The 15,598-nt window shown below is 65.1% G+C and carries 11 protein-coding genes and 2 pseudogenes; 6 read left to right on the forward strand and 7 right to left on the reverse strand.

Annotated features, from left to right (window positions below):
* From Mam01_RS35310 to Mam01_RS35320, 3 genes and pseudogenes are all read right to left on the reverse strand, one after another.
* The coding region (locus Mam01_RS35310; RefSeq protein ID WP_239101859.1) for a CHAT domain-containing tetratricopeptide repeat protein at window positions 1-3,532 on the reverse strand (3,532 nt) is incomplete at its 3' end.
* A 392-nt stretch (window positions 3,533-3,924) separates the two neighbouring features.
* Window positions 3,925-4,086, reverse strand: coding sequence for an HAD hydrolase-like protein (locus tag Mam01_RS35315; RefSeq protein ID WP_204289580.1), 162 nt, complete (start codon window positions 4,084-4,086; stop codon window positions 3,925-3,927).
* Between the two features lie 128 nt (window positions 4,087-4,214).
* Window positions 4,215-4,361: pseudogene (locus Mam01_RS35320) on the reverse strand (transposase); the annotation flags it as partial.
* A 176-nt stretch (window positions 4,362-4,537) separates the two neighbouring features.
* On the opposite strand from Mam01_RS35320, the gene Mam01_RS35325 reads away from it, so the two are divergent.
* Entirely contained in the window at window positions 4,538-4,735 is a 198-nt protein-coding gene (locus Mam01_RS35325; RefSeq protein ID WP_204289581.1) for a hypothetical protein, read from the forward strand.
* Window positions 4,735-5,703 carry a helix-turn-helix transcriptional regulator gene (locus tag Mam01_RS35330; RefSeq protein ID WP_204289582.1) on the forward strand — a complete coding sequence of 323 codons (969 nt, stop codon included), beginning with the start codon at window positions 4,735-4,737 and terminating at the stop codon, window positions 5,701-5,703. The genes Mam01_RS35325 and Mam01_RS35330 overlap by 1 nt, the downstream gene beginning before the upstream one ends.
* Window positions 5,704-5,835: 132 nt before the next feature.
* On the opposite strand, the gene Mam01_RS35335 is transcribed toward Mam01_RS35330, so the two are convergent.
* The gene (locus Mam01_RS35335) at window positions 5,836-9,153 is read right to left on the reverse strand and encodes a hypothetical protein (protein ID WP_204289583.1); all 3,318 of its coding nucleotides are present in this window, start codon (window positions 9,151-9,153) and stop codon (window positions 5,836-5,838) included.
* Window positions 9,154-9,378: 225 nt separating this feature from the next.
* Here Mam01_RS35335 and Mam01_RS35340 point away from each other — a divergent pair, with 225 nt between their 5' ends.
* Window positions 9,379-9,561 (forward strand): hypothetical protein, encoded by a 183-nt coding sequence (locus Mam01_RS35340; protein ID WP_204289584.1) that lies wholly within the window; start codon window positions 9,379-9,381, stop codon window positions 9,559-9,561.
* A 166-nt stretch (window positions 9,562-9,727) separates the two neighbouring features.
* On the opposite strand, the gene Mam01_RS35345 is transcribed toward Mam01_RS35340, so the two are convergent.
* Together Mam01_RS35345 and Mam01_RS35350 are read right to left on the reverse strand one after the other, a co-directional pair.
* On the reverse strand, window positions 9,728-10,069 hold the full coding sequence (locus Mam01_RS35345; protein ID WP_239101858.1) for an HAD family hydrolase: 342 nt from the start codon (window positions 10,067-10,069) through the stop codon (window positions 9,728-9,730).
* Window positions 10,057-11,193: an ISAs1 family transposase gene (locus Mam01_RS35350; protein ID WP_204289585.1), complete on the reverse strand. Its 1,137-nt coding sequence runs from the start codon at window positions 11,191-11,193 to the stop codon at window positions 10,057-10,059. Before Mam01_RS35350 ends, Mam01_RS35345 begins: the two co-directional genes overlap by 13 nt.
* 526 nt (window positions 11,194-11,719) lie before the next feature.
* Here Mam01_RS35350 and Mam01_RS35355 point away from each other — a divergent pair.
* From Mam01_RS35355 to Mam01_RS35365, 3 genes are all read left to right on the forward strand, one after another.
* A complete protein-coding gene (locus Mam01_RS35355) occupies window positions 11,720-12,364 on the forward strand; it encodes a hypothetical protein (protein WP_204289586.1) in 645 nt (214 codons plus the stop codon).
* A gap of 365 nt (window positions 12,365-12,729) precedes the next feature.
* Window positions 12,730-13,980, forward strand: a complete 1,251-nt coding sequence (locus Mam01_RS35360; protein WP_204289587.1) for a pentapeptide repeat-containing protein — start codon at window positions 12,730-12,732, stop codon at window positions 13,978-13,980.
* A 79-nt stretch (window positions 13,981-14,059) separates the two neighbouring features.
* Window positions 14,060-15,355, forward strand: a complete 1,296-nt coding sequence (locus tag Mam01_RS35365; protein WP_204289588.1) for an IS630 family transposase — start codon at window positions 14,060-14,062, stop codon at window positions 15,353-15,355.
* 51 nt (window positions 15,356-15,406) lie between these two features.
* On the opposite strand, the pseudogene Mam01_RS35370 reads toward Mam01_RS35365, so the two are convergent.
* Window positions 15,407-15,598 (reverse strand): annotated as a pseudogene (locus Mam01_RS35370) (hypothetical protein); the annotation flags it as partial.

Genomic DNA, 15,598 nt, shown 5'->3' on the forward strand with positions numbered 1-15,598 from the left:
GGCCCCGCATATATGCGACGTTGCCGAGATGGTGATAGCTGGAGGCCACCCCGGGCCGGTCGCCGATCTCCTCGCTGATGGCCAGGGACTTGCGATACCAGTCCTCGGCCTCATCCAATCGGTTCTGGTAAAACGCGACGTTGCCGAGCTGGTGATAGCTGGAGGCCACCCCGGGCCTGTCGCCGATCTCCTCTCTTATGGTCAGTACCGTGCGATACCAGTCGTCGGCCTCATCCAATCGGTTCTGGTAGAGCGCGACGTTGCCGAGCTGGTGATAGCTGGAGGCGGTGTCGTGCCGGTTGCGGAGCTCCTCGCTGATGGCCAGGGACTTGCGATACCAGTCCTCGGCTTCATCCCACCGGCCCCGATCCTGCGTAACCCAGCCGAGCTGGTGATAGGTGGCGGCCATGCCGGGCTGGTCGCCGATCTCCTCTTTGAGGGCCAGGGACTTGCCGTACCAGTCCTCGGCTTCATCCCACCGGCCCTGCTCTTGCGCAACCATGCCGAGTAGGTGATAGCTGGAGGCCATGCCGGGCTGGTTGCCGATCTCCTCTTTGATGGCCAGGGACTTGCGAGACCAGTCCTCGGCCTCATCCAACCGGCCCCGATCCTGCGCAACCATGCCGAGCTGGTGATAGGTGGCGGCGATGCCGGGCTGGTCGCCGATCTCCTCTTTGATGGCCAGGGACTTGCGATACCAGTCCTCGGCCTCATCCAACCGGCCCCGCCCTTGCGCAAGCATTCCGAGTTGGTGGTGGGCGCCGGCAATGTGGCTGAGCGGCTGGGGGGTTTGTTGTTGCAGAGCCTGGAGGATGGCGAGGCAGGTGTTTTGGGCGTGGTCGAGCCGGTGAGCGCGTAGTTGCCGGTTGGCTTCGCTGCCGACGATGAACAGCCACAGTCCGCCGGCGTCCGTATCGAGGCTGGGTGGGGTTCCATCGGGGGTCTCCAGGGCGTCGCGTATGCGGTCCGCCCACCCTTGGGCCTCCTCCCTCAGTCCCCGAAAGTCCCAATACTCGTTCAGAGGCTCGATAATGGCTTGAGCGTGCTGCCACAGCTGGTGGTCAAGGGCGTGCACGAGCATGCTGCCCAGGCTTCGGCGTTGTAGATCGATCACCGCGATCGCCAGCTGTGCGTTTCCGCGGGAGATCTGCTGGCCCAGCCATTGGCTGAGGGCGGCGTAGGCGTCTAAGAGAGCCCGGGTGGCAGCGGCGTGCTGCTTGTCGAACCCGTCGGGGTGGTCGAGACGCCACCTGTCGATCAGGTGGGCGGGTAGGGCTGGGTGGATTCGGTACATGCCGTGGCCCAGGGACGTGAGGAGTCCGACGGCGGTGGCCCGGTCTAGGACGCGTCCCCAATCGTCAAGGCTTCGGCCGCGAAACTGCGCCGGGGCCTCCGGTACCAGCGACATCGTGGCGAGAACGTTGGCACTGGCGACGCCGTGGAACAGTGCGACCGCGGCCAGGGCCTGCTGGTCGTCGGGCGGAAGATGGGTGAAGGAGTAGGCGACGCCGGCCGACAGGGAGGTGGTGCGGTCGCCGTCGTCGCTCCCTGGTAAGGGTGCGGTGCCCTGCAAGGCGGCCAGCAGTATGTCGGGTCCGGTGCCGTCGAGGTGCGGCAGGACCAGCCGCATCGCCAGGGGGTAGCCGTCCAGCCACTCCATCAGCTCGGCGAACGCCGGTCTTTGCCGACGCCGCCGGGAGTTTGGGAAGGGCAGCAGGAGATGGTCGGCGTGGTCGATCGCCTCATCCTCGCTCAGCCCACCGACCTCAATCCGTCGCAACTCCGGGCCGAGCCAGGTCTCCGGGGTACGGCTGGTGATCAGGATGGAGCTCCTGCCTAGTTGGGCGAGTTGGTGGAGGAACTGCCGCAGCTCCTCCAGCTGGGTGTCGGCCAGCGGCGGGGTGGCCGCCGTGGGGTCGGGCATGGAGTGCACGGATTCGAAGTTGTCCCAGATCAGCAACAGCCGATACTCGGCCAGGAGCCGCTGCACGATGCGGCGGCGCTCTTCGGTGTCGGCGAGGGCGAAGTCAGCGCCGAAGACGCGCAGCCCGATGGTATTGATCACACCGTCCAGGCCGAAGGAGGCCACCCCGGGCTCGAAGGAATGCCAGATCACCCACTCCGGGTCGTCGACGCCGCTGGTGTCGCGCCACCACCGGCCGAACGCCTTGGCCAGCTCGGTCTTACCCGTCCCACCGGGACCGTGCAGGATCACCACCCGCTGCAGCCGGGCCGCGACCTCCAGGGTGTAGAACAGGCCGTCACGGCCCACGAACGTCCCCACCGCAGCCAGATCATCCTCCACCGCAGCGCTGCCGTCCGAGCCGATGCGCAGCCGGTCGAGCATGTCATCCAGGGACGCACCTCGGCGCTCGGTCCGCAGATTGGGGAACCTGACGTCGCGGCGCAGGTAATGCACCGGTACCACCCAGTCCGCCAGCGGCAGTTTGCCTTTGGGGCTGGGTCGCTCATTGCGCAACGCCAGACGGGCACGACCGGCGGTGACCGCGTCGGCAACCCGGTCTCCGGCAAACAGCCGCTCGTAGAAGGCAGTCATGAACTCCGCCGCCGCGACCGCGTACACGCTATAGGCCATCGCGACCACCGACGCCGCTCCGCCCTGCACCAGCCTGGTCGCGACCGCCGCCTCCACCTGTCCGCCCACCTGGCCAGACTGGCAGGCGTTCAACACCACCACCGGCACCCGCCCGTGTGACAGCACCTGCGCCACCTTCTCCGCCGGCACCAGATCGGGGCCGCCGCTGCTGGTCTCGAACGCCAGCATCCCCCTCGGGACCGGTCCCTGGAAGCTCAGCGGGTCCCACCCAGCCGAGGGGACGCGCCCGTCGCCGAACACTCCGTGGCCGTCGAAATGCACCACCTGGAACGGCTCGCCTGCCTCGACCGCCTCCGCCAGGACCTCCTGCAACCGCTCTAACGTAGGCGGGCGCAGCACGACCAGGTCGACGTTGCCGCGAACCGCATCCAGCCGCTCGACCAACGGCCGGGCGATCATCTGATAGCCAACATCACGCTCGCCAGCCGGGCGGGAGATCACCATCAGCACCCGCAGCCGCGTGCCGCCCGCGGGAAACGCTTCCGTCAGGTCAGCCGTCGGCAGGCTGCGGGTCAACGCGACCTGATCCAGCACCAGCGGTATCCCCCGCACAGGGTCACGCATCAACTCCCAAGGCAGGCCCAGCCGCTGCGCCACGGTCGACTGGACGACCACCTCGACCGCATTTCCCCGCGCCCGCACAGCCGCGTACGCGGCCCGAAACGGCGCCGACCCGAACACCGCCCCAAACACACCCTCACCCCAAGCGGGCAATTTCGCAGCGATATCCGAACCGCGATCGGAATAGACCGCGAAGGGGTAACGGAGATAGTCCTCCAAATACCAGCGCAGATCCTCTAACGCCTGCTCGTCAAGCGGCCAGGCCACCTCGACCGGACCCCCTGCCGACCTCGGGAACTGCTCCCCGGCCAGCCACACCGCCACCGACAACCGGCCATCACCGCCGATGTCCACCAGCAACCGATCAACCACTAGCCCCGCCCGCACACCCCACATCACGGCATAGATGCATGCATCATTACAAGTACCGCCCCCCGGCATCCTAAGGCTAGACACCTCACCCTTTACCAGCAGCCAAACGAAACGCAACCAACCAGCACCGACCGCCCAGCATCGAACTGACCGATAAGTGGATAAACTGACGCAGAAAACCCCAATCGAGTCGTCCACCATCGAGATCCGAACCCGGACCCCTTCATTACGAGGGAAAGGCAGGTCCCTGGTGGATGACTTGCCGTCCTGCTCGGGCGGTAGGTGCGGGCCGGTGCAGTGTGATCGTGTACGGGGACGTTGCTGTACGGCGCTGCTGTACAGCAGTCACCATGAGCTGTGGCGGAACCCGTCTGTCAGGCCTCGCTGTGCAGGATCTCCATCGCCTGAAGCACGTCGGTAACGACATAGTCCGCGTCGTGTTCCTGGTCCGGCCACGCACCCCGGTCGATCCAGATCGTGCGGAGTCCGGCAGCGCGTCCGCCGGCGACGTCCGCGATGAGGTTGTCTCCAATCATCCAGCCTCCGGCCTAGCGGTTTTCAAGAGCACTACAGTTACTCCGCCGATACCGGCCGTGACCTGCGGATCAGCTTCAGCCAGGGGACCGACCCAGGAAGATCATCTCGCACATATCCCGCGGTGGCGCCAGGTGCATCCGGTAGCGGCCACGAACACGATCCCTGCCAGGATCAGGCGGTCATCGGCCCGCCGCCGCCCACCACCCTGCTGCCGCGTCGGCGGCTCCACCCGCTGGAACAGCTCCCAGAGCTCATCAGGAACCAGCTGATCCACGAAACCACGGTGATGGCCGACGCATCAATTTTTGCCAAGACAGAGCCCTCATTTACCCAGCTCAGCGGGGGTATCCCAACTATGTCGCGGTTTCGGGAATAACGGGAGTTCAGGTCTCGCCAGCCTCTCGCACGGTCATGATGGCGACAACATCAACATCGTTCAAAGGAGTGTCGATGCCCGTCGAGCCTTCCCTCGATCACACGCTCATTTGTGATCTCGGCTTCCTCCCCGCGCCGGGCGCACCGTGGGTAATCATCGTGGTGCTTGTGCTGGTCCCGCCGCTGGTCAAGAAGCTGCGTAACGCGGTGACTACCCTGATCTCTCGTGTCGCGGTCAACGGGTACCTCACCCTCTCCGTACGGGTAGGCTGATGCGCAGCCGACTCACCGGTGAGGGTTTCACCGAAGAAGAACTGATCGACGAGCAGGAGCTGTGCGCACGGTGGGGGCTGTCTAAGGCAGCTCTGGGGCAGCGGGTGCGACGTGGAGATCTCCCTGGCCCGATCCGTACACACCCGAAGAGGTGGCTGCGGTCTGAGGTGGACGCCTGCCTGCCGCAGGCCCATCTGGTCGACGATGCTGTAGAGGACGCCAGGCGTGAGCTGGCCGAACCTGTGCCGCATGATTCCCAGGGCCGCTTCACCTCCCGGGCTCCAACCTCCTCAAAGGAAGCTGCTCAGCCCGCTGAACTGGCGCGGACGGAAGTCTGCCTCCTTGCCCGTGAGCTGGTCGGCCAAGCGGCCCGACTAGTGATCGTCCAGAGCGCCTCTACCCCTGAGGATGCGGCGGACGAGGAGTACTTGGCCGAAACTATCCGGCAGGTGAGCACGATCACCGAGGACCTGCAGAATCTGGCCGTGGCTTATCTCGACAAGCAGGGATGGGACCAGGCCAAGATCGCGCAAGCTCTCGATCAGAGCCCGAAAAAGGTCCAGCGCCGTCTGATCGCTTCCCGTCGTACGCCGCCACGGCCGCGCATAGAGCCGAAACAGCTCGACCACTGGCTGGTGCGATACCGGGAGGTACGGGCGGATTCCGATTGGCCCGAAGCGGAAAGTCCATCAGCTGAGTTGCGCCGTGTCGGCATCCACGCCGAGTTACGGCAGTTGAACAGGCAGGCTGAGGATCTCGATGCTGACCCGAGATCGCCAGCGGACGAGCTGGTACGTGTGCATAAGAGAAGGGTCCAACTTTACGTGGAGCTCATCAAGAGCACTAAGAAGAGCAAGAACCCGGCAGCGTACGAGAACCTGCTTAAGGCGATGAAAAATGCCAAAGAGGCAGTCAGGGAGGCCCAGTTGGACCTTCGTCATGCTCGTCCGTCGCCAGAAGTCGACTGAACAGGGCATCGCAACCGACACCCGCCCATGTGACCCCTGGCCAGGCGACGTCATCCCCCGGGGGACCGCCGGCTTGCCCCTCCCCCGAGTCCGTGAACCGCTTGTTGCTCTGCGATCGGGTCTTTTCCAGCGTCAACACACGTCGTGCCACATCCATTTGTCGGCGGGGCTTCCGTCCGATTTAAGTCCAAAAGTGGACAAATCCGTCTGATTGCCTTCATGGCTCCGTTGGTAGTGCCCTGCTGCGCAAAGCCGTTTGATCAGGACGGTCACCTGTTGCTGGAGCGCGAGTTCCCGCAAGGCTTTGAGCAGCGTGGCTGCGGCTGAGAAATTGTCGAGGGTCGCGTGTCTCGCGGCCCTGTCGGCCAGCGTGCGGATTTGCTGACCGGCTTGGACATGATGCAATCCGATCAGCAGCTTTACCACGGCTTGTGGATCGTCGACGGCCGCGTCAACGGCTCGGGCCGCCAATGCGCGCACTTGTTCGACGGCATCGACCTCGTCAAGGCTGCTGAGCAGGCGGGCCACAGCGGCTGGGTGGCCCAGCGCGGCGTGAGCGGCAGGGTCGCGGTTCAGCAGCGTCTTGATGTGGTCATCGGCCCGGACCTCGCGCAGGCTGGTCAGCAGCGTCGCCACGGCGCTGGGGTCGTCAATCGCGACGAGGTCGACGGCGCGGTCAGCCAGCCGCGTGACCTGCTTGTCCTCACCGATAGCGTGCAGCGTCTCCAGGAGCCAGGTCACGGCGCTCATCTCGTCGATGCAGACCTGTCCCGCAGGGTCACGGGCCAGGAGCACTGCGCTCTGTTCGCTGTCTCCGGCACGCTCCTGCCGCTGCAGGAGGTCGGCCACGGTCGCAGGGTCGTCGATCGGGATGTGCGCAATGCCGGCGTGGCCGGTCAACGTCGTGGTGTGCTCGCGCACATCCAGGTTCCGTGCCCTTGCCAGCGGCCTAGTCACGGCGGCCCCGTCATCGAGGGGGACTTGCGCCGCGGAACCGCGACGGATCAGCAGCAACCGCATCTGCTCGTCCGCCCCAAGGTGATACAGCGTGCTCAGCAGGTCGCGCACGGCCTCGACGTCGTCGACCGGAACGTGCATGGCGGCCCGGGCGGCCAGCACACTGACGTGACGGTCGACGGGCCCCAGGTCGCGCGGACGGGCCAGCAGGCTGACACCTTCGTCCAGGTCCAGATTCCGCAGCGCGTACAGCAGTTTCTTCACGGCGTCTGGATGATCGAGGGCAGCATTCGCGGCCGGGTCGCGTTGAAGGAGCGCGGCGATCTGCCCGTCGGCATCGAGCTCGCGAAAGCCTGTCAGTAGGCTGGCCACCTCTGACGGCTCATCGAAGGACACGTGAGCGGCGGCCCGGCCAGCCAGCACCATGAACTGCTCGTCGGCTCCCACCTTCCGCAGCACCTTCAGCAGCTCGACCACGGCCGTCATGAGATCGAGGGGAGAGCGCGCAGCGGCGCGCCGGGCCAGCGCCGTGAGCTGTTCGCCCGCCTTCACCTCCCGCAACGTGCTTAGCAGCCATCCCGTCGCCTCTACGTGATCGAGGGCGACGTCCTCGGCGGCGCGACCGGCCAGTTTCATGACCTGCTCGTGCGCTCCCAGCCGATGCAGCACGCTTAGCAAGTCGGCCACGTGGGCGGCGTGTTCAAGGGTCGCCTGTCCGGCAGGGTCGCGCGCCAGCAGCGTACCGATCGGCCCCCACGTTCTGGCCTGCCACAGATTGTGCAGTAAGTCGCTCACCGCGTCTGGGGCATCAAGGGCGGCGTAGGTAGCGGCCCAGCCAGCGGCGTCATGGATGACGTCATCGAGGGCGCGGACGTGCTCAATAAGGTCGGCGGCGGCGCGGGTGTCACCGTAACGGGTGGCGTGCTTCCACAATTGGGCCGCCTCGCGATATAGGCCACGCGCCTGCGCCGCCCGGCCGAGGGCGGCGAGGTCGCCGGGCAGGGCATGCAGAGCGGCCACGGTCCAGAATTCTTCGGGCGGCAGTCGGTCGGCGCGGTCGCGGGCACCGTGCTGGTCGAGGTAGTCGGCCAGCACGTACATCGGTCCGGTCTGTGGTCCGGCAAACTGGGCAGGGGCGGCCCGGCCGGTCCGCTCGGCGCGGTTGGAGCCGCCGGGAGGTGGTCTACTCGTGACGCGGGTGAAGATCTTTTGGATTGCCTTGCCAGGCGGGGCCAGGTATGCCACTGCCTCATCCGACCAGCGATCGGCGTCCAACTGCTCCCAGTCGGCATCGGCCAGATAGTAGGGGACGGCCTCAACCAGCAACGCCCACGGAAGCTCCTGTCCACAGCCGAGCCGGCGGGCGTCCATCGCGGCGTGGATCAGTTCCTTAGCCGCCGGTGGCGCGTTGCGGTAGCGGCTCATCAGGACCGGCGCTCCGGCCAGATACTGGGTGATCCGACCATCCCGGGCGTGATCAGCCGCCTTTGCGAGACGGGAATCCTTACCAACCTGAAGAGCGAGCGCGCCCATATCGGTGCCAGTGAAGGCGGCAGGTACCTCAATGTCGGCCCCGGTGAGCAGTTCCCGCGCGTGGGCGTGCCGGTCCGGTTCGGCCCAGCGGGTCAAGGTGTACCAATATTCGGGCCACAAGGTGGCCAGCACCAGCACCGGTCCCCGACGCGCGTTACGTAATAGGTTCCGCAGCGCGGCCGCCACCCGCTCGCCCCGTTCCCCGTCCTGTAAATAGAATTGGGCCTCGTTGAGCCATATCACCGTGTGCGGGCCAATCCTGGCCAGATCGGCGAGCACCGCCTCGGGACGGCTCGGTTCGATGGGATGCCACAGCCGCCATGGCTCCGGCTGGGCCCGCAGCCAGTGCAGCGCCTCCCAACAGGCCCGGGTCTTGCCCGTTGACGATCCTCCCACCAGCACCGCGATCCGGCTGTCTCCAGTGGCAGCGTGCTTCACGATATCGCGTAGTGCTCGATCATGATCGCGCTCAACGTAGGCAGGCAGCGCTGGCAGGCCGACAGTGCCGGCGTCGATGGCGCGGTGCACTTCCAGGCCGAAGCGGAACGGATCGGTCACCGATTCCAGCGGCCAGCCCGGCCGCATCCGGTCCAGCACAGCCCGGCCCTGCTGCGCCTGCACCGCGGTGCGCGTCGCTTGCGCGCGACGCTGGGCCTCGGCCTGATAGGCCGCCCGCCAGCGCCGCTCGTCCAGCAGCATCGCCACGCCGGCGTCCTGGTCCAGGCCTGCGCTTCGAGCCCGGGCCCGCAGCGCGGCCAGCACGCCCAGCAGCGAATCAGGCCGCTGAGGGAACCCCTTGCCCCGCAGCCAGTTACCGATTGTGGTCGGACTGACGTCCGCGGCCCGGGCCAGGATACGAGCCGACGGCTCATCCCTCAGCCGCTCGCGGCGGAACTCGACCAGTTCGGCGAGTAGCACGAAGTAGTCCCCGTCTCGTGCACCCGCCGGAGGATCCGTCACAGCCGTCTCCCTCGACACCCTGTCTAGCGTCCATCCTGCCCTGTGGACGGGCATTTTGGACACGACCTTCCGACGTGCGCGCTCGAAGCAACTGAGCAGCCGTTTCGCCTCTTCTGGCGTCGATTCCCGGTGCAACTCCTTCTAGACGGCCGTGTGGACAGGCAGTTTCGAAGTGTTCACCCCTGGCGCCGGGGACATCCATCGCTTTGACGGGAGCCCTTTTCGATGAGTCTCGTGCAGATCATGTCCCTGCTGCTCGCTCTGTCCATCACGCTCAACATCGCCGTCGGTGCCACACTGCTCGCCCGCTGGGCCGGCGCCGGCCTTGGCAACGCCATCCTCACCGGCGCAGGTGCGGCCGCCACCAGCCTCGCGCTCTACCTCGCCGCAGTCGCCGCCTACCACTGAGCGGGTCGCCACGCTGTAATGCAGTCGGTCATCACCAGCCTCACTGGGATGAGCCGAGTCGTCTCCGCACGAGGAACAACCTCTCTTCTGTCCGACGGTCGCAGGTTCGAGTCCTGCAGGGCACGCTTCTCCACCTGCGGAAACTCCAGGTATGTGCCGGGCTACGCTACCCGTACTCGTGAAGGATCTCTATAGCCTCCAACACATCGCCGACTACGTGATCGACGTTGTGCTTACGATCGGGCCAGGTTCCCCGGTCGATCCAGATCGTACGGAGACCTGCGGCGCATCCGCCGGCTATGTCAGCGGTGAGGTTGTCGCCGATCACCCATCCGCCCTGGGTGAGACTAAGGTCGCAACGCTTTGCCGCGATCTCGAACGGGCCGACCTCGGGCTTCCGGATGCCCTCGACCCCCGACAGCGTGTAGCCGTCGACTGCCTCGGCCAACCCGGTCCGCCGAATCTTCCCAAGCTGGTTGTCCGCCATCCCGTTGGTCACGATCGCCACGCGCCACCCGGAAGCGTGTAGCCGGCAACCCTAGCGACTCTGAGCACACCGACCGGTGGTCCGCTCTCCGGTGGCAAGTGGACCCGGACTGGGCAGTGTTGGTCTCGCCAGCCAGTCGTAGAGCGCTGATGGCCAGGTTGCGCAGGGTGGCCAGGATCCTCACCGTAGGCGACATCACGGACGTAGTGGAGCTTGTTCTCGATGGTCCAGTGGCCGCGGATCCAGGCGGCCAGGTCGGCGGGACGGGCGTGGCGGGGCGGAAGGCTGGTGATCGCGTAGACGGTCACGGTCCGCCATTTCGCTCCCGCGCTGAGACCGCGGACCTGGCGTTTGATCTGCATGGCCTGCAGGGCGTAGGGGAACAGCAGTTCGGTGGCGACGCTGACCACCTTGACGGTGCGGCGCTCCTCGCGGCCGTGACCGCGGTCTTTGCTGCGGTGACCGATCTCGACCTGGCGCCAGGGCAGGGCCGTGGGCTGCTGGTACTGGCTCGGCTGGTTCTTTTTGACGATCAGCAGGTAGTGCGCGTTCTTCTCACCGACGAGGAATTGCGTGTGGTCGCGCTGGGTATGCAAGGCATCCGCGGTGCTCACGCATCCTGTCAGGTCCACGCTGTTCAGCAGCGGCCGGAACCGGGTTATCTCGTTGGTCTTGCCGTTCACGTCGGTCTGGGCCACGACGGCACCGGTGGCATGGTCCACGACAGACAGCAGGTGAACGGCCTCGCCGCCGCCCGATCGGGCGCCACGCAGACTTTTGCCGTCCACCGCGAACGCCCGCCTGGGTGTCCCGGCGGCGCCGCCGGCGAGGGTCCGAGCAGTGGTCCATGAACAGACAGCGGCGTCGAGCGTGTCGGCGTCTACGATGGCCAGGGCCCGGCGGATGGTGGCTTCATGCGGGACGTGGAAGTCGCCGGTCAACGGGTCGCGGCGTACGCCGAGCAGTGCCAGAACCTGCGGGGGAGCATCGGTCGTCCACTCGGCGACGGCACCTAGCGATCGTGCTCCGGCGGCAACGGCCACCGCGGCGATGGCCAGCAGCGTGCACCACGCATGCCGGATTCCACGGCGTTGGCGGGGGTCGGGGACCGCGGCGAGGTGATCGAGCAGGCTCGCGCAGTCCATCGCCGGGCGTGGCTATGTCCCCGGTCAGATCGGCGAGTTGGCTCAAGGCAGGGAAGATCGGGGATGATGAGTGGCAGGCACGGTCTTCTCTGATCGTTTGGCGTCGAGAACCTCATGATCACTCGGATCGTGTCTGTTCGCATGTCGACGACTGTCCGCCTCTCACCGTCCTCTGCCCCGCGGAAGCTGGCCCAGAACCGGACATCAAGCCACTATGCCGAGGCCCTGCAAGCGGGGCTTTACCGTCGCGTCGCTGTCTCGAGTAGTTCAGTTCACTTCCGAAGATCCTTAAGGGACCTATTGTTGCTTTCCCGGTGCCACGCTGACCACCCGTCGGTCTCCTGGCCGACGAGCTTCTTCCAGGCAGGGGAAGGCTTGAGTCTCGCCGATTCGCGGACGGTGCCACACGAGCCTGTCGCCGGCCGCGAGAAGTCCCTGGTCGATCAGGGCGTCGAAGCACTCCGGGGCGCTTCTCGTCGGGGTGTCGCCGGTTTCGTCGGTGTCCTTGCCGGGGGTGCCCAGCAGGATGCGCCGCTACGATGATCGGGTGGTGGCCGACAGTCAGTTTATTGAACGATTCTGCCGTCAGGTTGAAACCCGGTCTGACGAGCTCGAAAAAGCATTTCCACTTCTCATCGAGAATGAAATGTGGACTCTGGCCGGTTCTGTGCTGCGTATGCAGGTTGAGTCATTGGCGCGAGCGGTATTTCTGCTCAACGATCCCGTCGCCACCCGCGAATTGCGGGTAGAGCGGTCGTTCGCCCCAGGTCTCGATGGCCGGTTCCCTGAGTTGCCTCCGGGGCATGGGATTGTGCGGGACATCGCTATGGCTAGGTTAGCGGATGAGATGGTGCCCGGCCTGAGGCATTCAGCGACGGGCATGTACATAGTCGGTTGCACGCTCGTACATCTCTCAGCCGCACACGAATACCACGAGCGAGATCCATACCAGGCGCTTTCGATCGAACAGCGGCACCAATTAATACTCGACCCGTTTGCAGCTGTCTGGGGGTCGACATGCGGATTGTCCGACGACTCTACGTTCGTCGAGGTGATGACGGTTGCCTCGCCGCGTGCTTTCCGGAAGCTCGGTGAGTTGCTACGAGTATGCGTGAAACGTCTCCGTGACGGAGAGAGCCTTGACCCCCCAATCACCTATGCAAGCGAATGACCGCAGGAATCCGCCTGGTGCGCGCGAAAGCCGCGCCCTATGCTGCGATACGGTTTCAAAGAGCGCTACCGGTTGCCGCATCCATACCGACCCTGAACTGCGACGCAACAGCAGTTCATTAGCCGGACAGCGAAGATCATCCCGCGCAAATGCCGTGCTCTGGGTGCTCGATCTTCCGCGATCATGTAGAGCGGATCGCAATCGACAAGGGTGTTCCTTTAATGCCCCTTCTGACTTCGTCAGCGTCTCCATCTTCTCGCAGCGTCAGGACACACATCGGGGGCGATACATCACACTCCGGTGTCAACGCTGTTAAACGCATGCAAGTGCGGTAACCGCCGGGTTGGAATGGAACGGTGCGATGGATGAAGGGGACACAGGGCCTGATGACGGTTGCCGCCGTGGTGGTCTTGGCGGAGATCAGCTGGCTCGGGCTTCACGCGCCCGGCCCGGAATGGCTGCGGTGGGTCGTCGGCTTGGCCGACATGACCATCGTAACGACGCTCGCCATGGTGGCGCTCCTCGGTCCGGGCGCGCGGTGGCTCGCAGGGGAGCCAGGCCAGCTGACAGCGCGCGACCGCAAGCGACTCTCCGTCAAGGACCGGATCGACGCGGTCAATACCGCTCGTGCCACATTGCTCCAGGCCGCGACAGGGATCGTCGTCGTCGGTGGCCTCGGCTTCACCGGCGCTGGTCTCGTCTATACCGCTCGCACCCTGGACGTATCCGCCAAGACCCTGGACGCGACGCGGGAAGGGCAAGTTACGGATCGCTACACCAAGGCTGTCGAACAGCTCGGCTCACCCAAAATCGATGTTCGACTTGGCGGGATCTATGCTCTGCAGCGCTTAGCAGCGGACTCCGACCGAGACAGAGCCACGATCACGGAGGTCCTCAACGCCTACGTGCAGGTCCATGCGCACCCGTCCAAAATGGAGATCACCAAGGGGCAGGCGCTCGTGGACGTGGCCGCCGCGCTAAGGGTGACGACTGAGTTGAACCGGGTCACTACCAACTATCAACCGCGCCCCAGGTTAGACCTCACAGCAGTGGATTTCCACGCGTCAGATCTCTCAAGTGCGGACCTAGCCGGCGTGAACCTGACCGGGGCCAGCATGGTTGATGCGAATATGCGAGACGTGAGCCTCACCAATGCCACCTTGAAGGACGCAGTCCTTCAAGGTGGGGCCCTGGAGGGGGCGGACCTGAGCAGGGCGGACTTGAACGGAGGGAACTTAATCGACGCGAACTTGATCGATGCGTCCCTGAGCGGCACCAGGATGGTTCGCGCAACCCTGACGAACGCCAACCTGCTCCACGCGCATCTGGAGGATGCGCTTCTGCCCTATGCAGACCTGACCGATGCGCTGCTCCTCAAGGCGAACCTCGACAGGGTGAACCTGGACCACGCGAACTTGACCCGCGCAGTCTTACAAGGGGCCAACCTAACCGACGCTAAACTCACTGGCGCAAACCTGACCGGTGCTAATCTCACCAATGCCACGTTAACCGGTGCAGACCTCACCGGTGCAAATCTCTCGTATCTAATTGGGAAAACACCAGCCGAAATTAAGGCAGTGGCACGGACGAATTCGAAAACAAAGTTCAGCCCCTAAGCAATGCGGAATGAATTAGCGAGCGGCCCCTAGTGTCATACGCCTGAAATTCGTCGGATAAATACTTATCCTGATGCGTATGGGGAATCCGGGCCCGTCCGCAGTACCGATTGAGTTGACCGATGCTGAGCGGACTTGGCTGCACGGCCTCACAGCGGGAGCGTCAGAGCTGGCGAGCCGAGCGAAGATCGTACTGGCCTGTGCCCAGTCCGGGGCCAGCAATGCGCAGGTGGCACGGGATCTCGGTATGAGCGTGGCGACGGTCCGCCGGTGGCGGACCGCCTATGCCCAAGGTGGAAGCAACGCCCTGCTAGACAGGCCCCGGACGGGGCGGCCAAAGGCCGGGTTGACGCTGACCGACGCCGAACGCGCCGCTCTGCAGCGATGGGCGCGGCGCAGTAAATCCTCGCAAGTCCTGGCGATGCGCTCGAAGATCGTGCTGGCGTGCGCGGACGGCAAGGACAACAAGCAGATCGCCCAGCAGTTGCGGGTCCACCCCGACACGGTGTCCAAGTGGCGCAACCGGTTCGTCAAGCTGCGCCTTGATGGGCTCGTAGACGAACAGCGGCCTGGCCGGCCACCGTCCGTCACCCTTGACCAGGTCGAGCGGGTCGTAGTGGACACATTGGAAAGGACGCCCGAAGACGCCACGCACTGGTCCCGGGCATCGATGGCTCGTCGCAGCGGACTGTCGAAGTCCACGATCGGCCGGATCTGGCGGGACTTCGGGCTGAAACCCCACCAGGCCGAGACTTTCAAGCTCTCGACCGATCCGCTGTTTGTGGAGAAGGTCGTCGATGTCGTGGGGCTGTACCACAATCCGCCCGAGCGGGCGGTGGTGCTCTGCGTGGATGAGAAGTCCCAGATCCAAGCTCTGGACCGGTCGCAACCAGTGCTGCCGATGATGCCGGGCATGCCCGAGCGGCGTACCCACGATTACGTCCGCAACGGGATCACGAGCCTGTTCGCAGCGTTCAACGTCGCAGACGGCACCGTCATCGGTGAGCTGCACCGCCAGCACCGCGCCGCCGAGTTCAAGAAGTTTCTGATCACGATCGACAAGACGGTTCCCACCGAGTTGGACGTCCACCTGATCTGCGACAACTACGGCACTCACAAAACTCCGGCGATCAAGGCGTGGCTGGCCCGCCATCCGCGGTTCCACATGCACTTCACCCCGACCGGCTCCTCCTGGATCAACCAGGTGGAGCGGTGGTTCGGGTTCCTCACTGACCAGCTCATCCGGCGCGGGGTGCACAAGAGCGTCCAGTCCCTGGAGAAGGACATCCGCGACTGGATCGCTCAGTGGAACAACAACCCTCGGCCGTTCGTATGGAAGAAGACCGCAGAGGAGATCCTCGAATCCCTCGCATGATATTGCCGCCGAATTTCAGGCGCAGGACACTAGGGCTTGTATCGAAGTCGGTCAGAGCCATTCGTTGATGGCGGCGATGAGGATCGTGGCTTCGTAGCGGACGGCGAGTTTGTCGTACCTGGTGGCGACAGCGCGGTGGCGTTTGAGGCGGTTGATGCCGCACTCGACGGCGTGGCGCCGCTTGTACGTCTCGGGGTCGAAGGCGGGAGGCCGGCCGCCCTTGGATCCTTTGGCGCGGCGGTT

The organism is Microbispora amethystogenes (genome assembly GCF_016863015.1).
Lineage (GTDB): Bacteria > Actinomycetota > Actinomycetes > Streptosporangiales > Streptosporangiaceae > Microbispora > Microbispora amethystogenes.

Coding starts and splice junctions, on each gene's coding strand:
- Mam01_RS35315 (WP_204289580.1), bottom strand. CDS start 4,086: ATGATTGGAGACAACCTCATCGCGGACGTCGCCGGCGGACGCGCTGCC.
- Mam01_RS35325 (WP_204289581.1), top strand. CDS start 4,538: ATGCCCGTCGAGCCTTCCCTCGATCACACGCTCATTTGTGATCTCGGC.
- Mam01_RS35330 (WP_204289582.1), top strand. CDS start 4,735: ATGCGCAGCCGACTCACCGGTGAGGGTTTCACCGAAGAAGAACTGATC.
- Mam01_RS35340 (WP_204289584.1), top strand. CDS start 9,379: ATGAGTCTCGTGCAGATCATGTCCCTGCTGCTCGCTCTGTCCATCACG.
- Mam01_RS35350 (WP_204289585.1), bottom strand. CDS start 11,193: ATGGACTGCGCGAGCCTGCTCGATCACCTCGCCGCGGTCCCCGACCCC.
- Mam01_RS35355 (WP_204289586.1), top strand. CDS start 11,720: ATGCGCCGCTACGATGATCGGGTGGTGGCCGACAGTCAGTTTATTGAA.
- Mam01_RS35360 (WP_204289587.1), top strand. CDS start 12,730: ATGAAGGGGACACAGGGCCTGATGACGGTTGCCGCCGTGGTGGTCTTG.
- Mam01_RS35365 (WP_204289588.1), top strand. CDS start 14,060: ATGGGGAATCCGGGCCCGTCCGCAGTACCGATTGAGTTGACCGATGCT.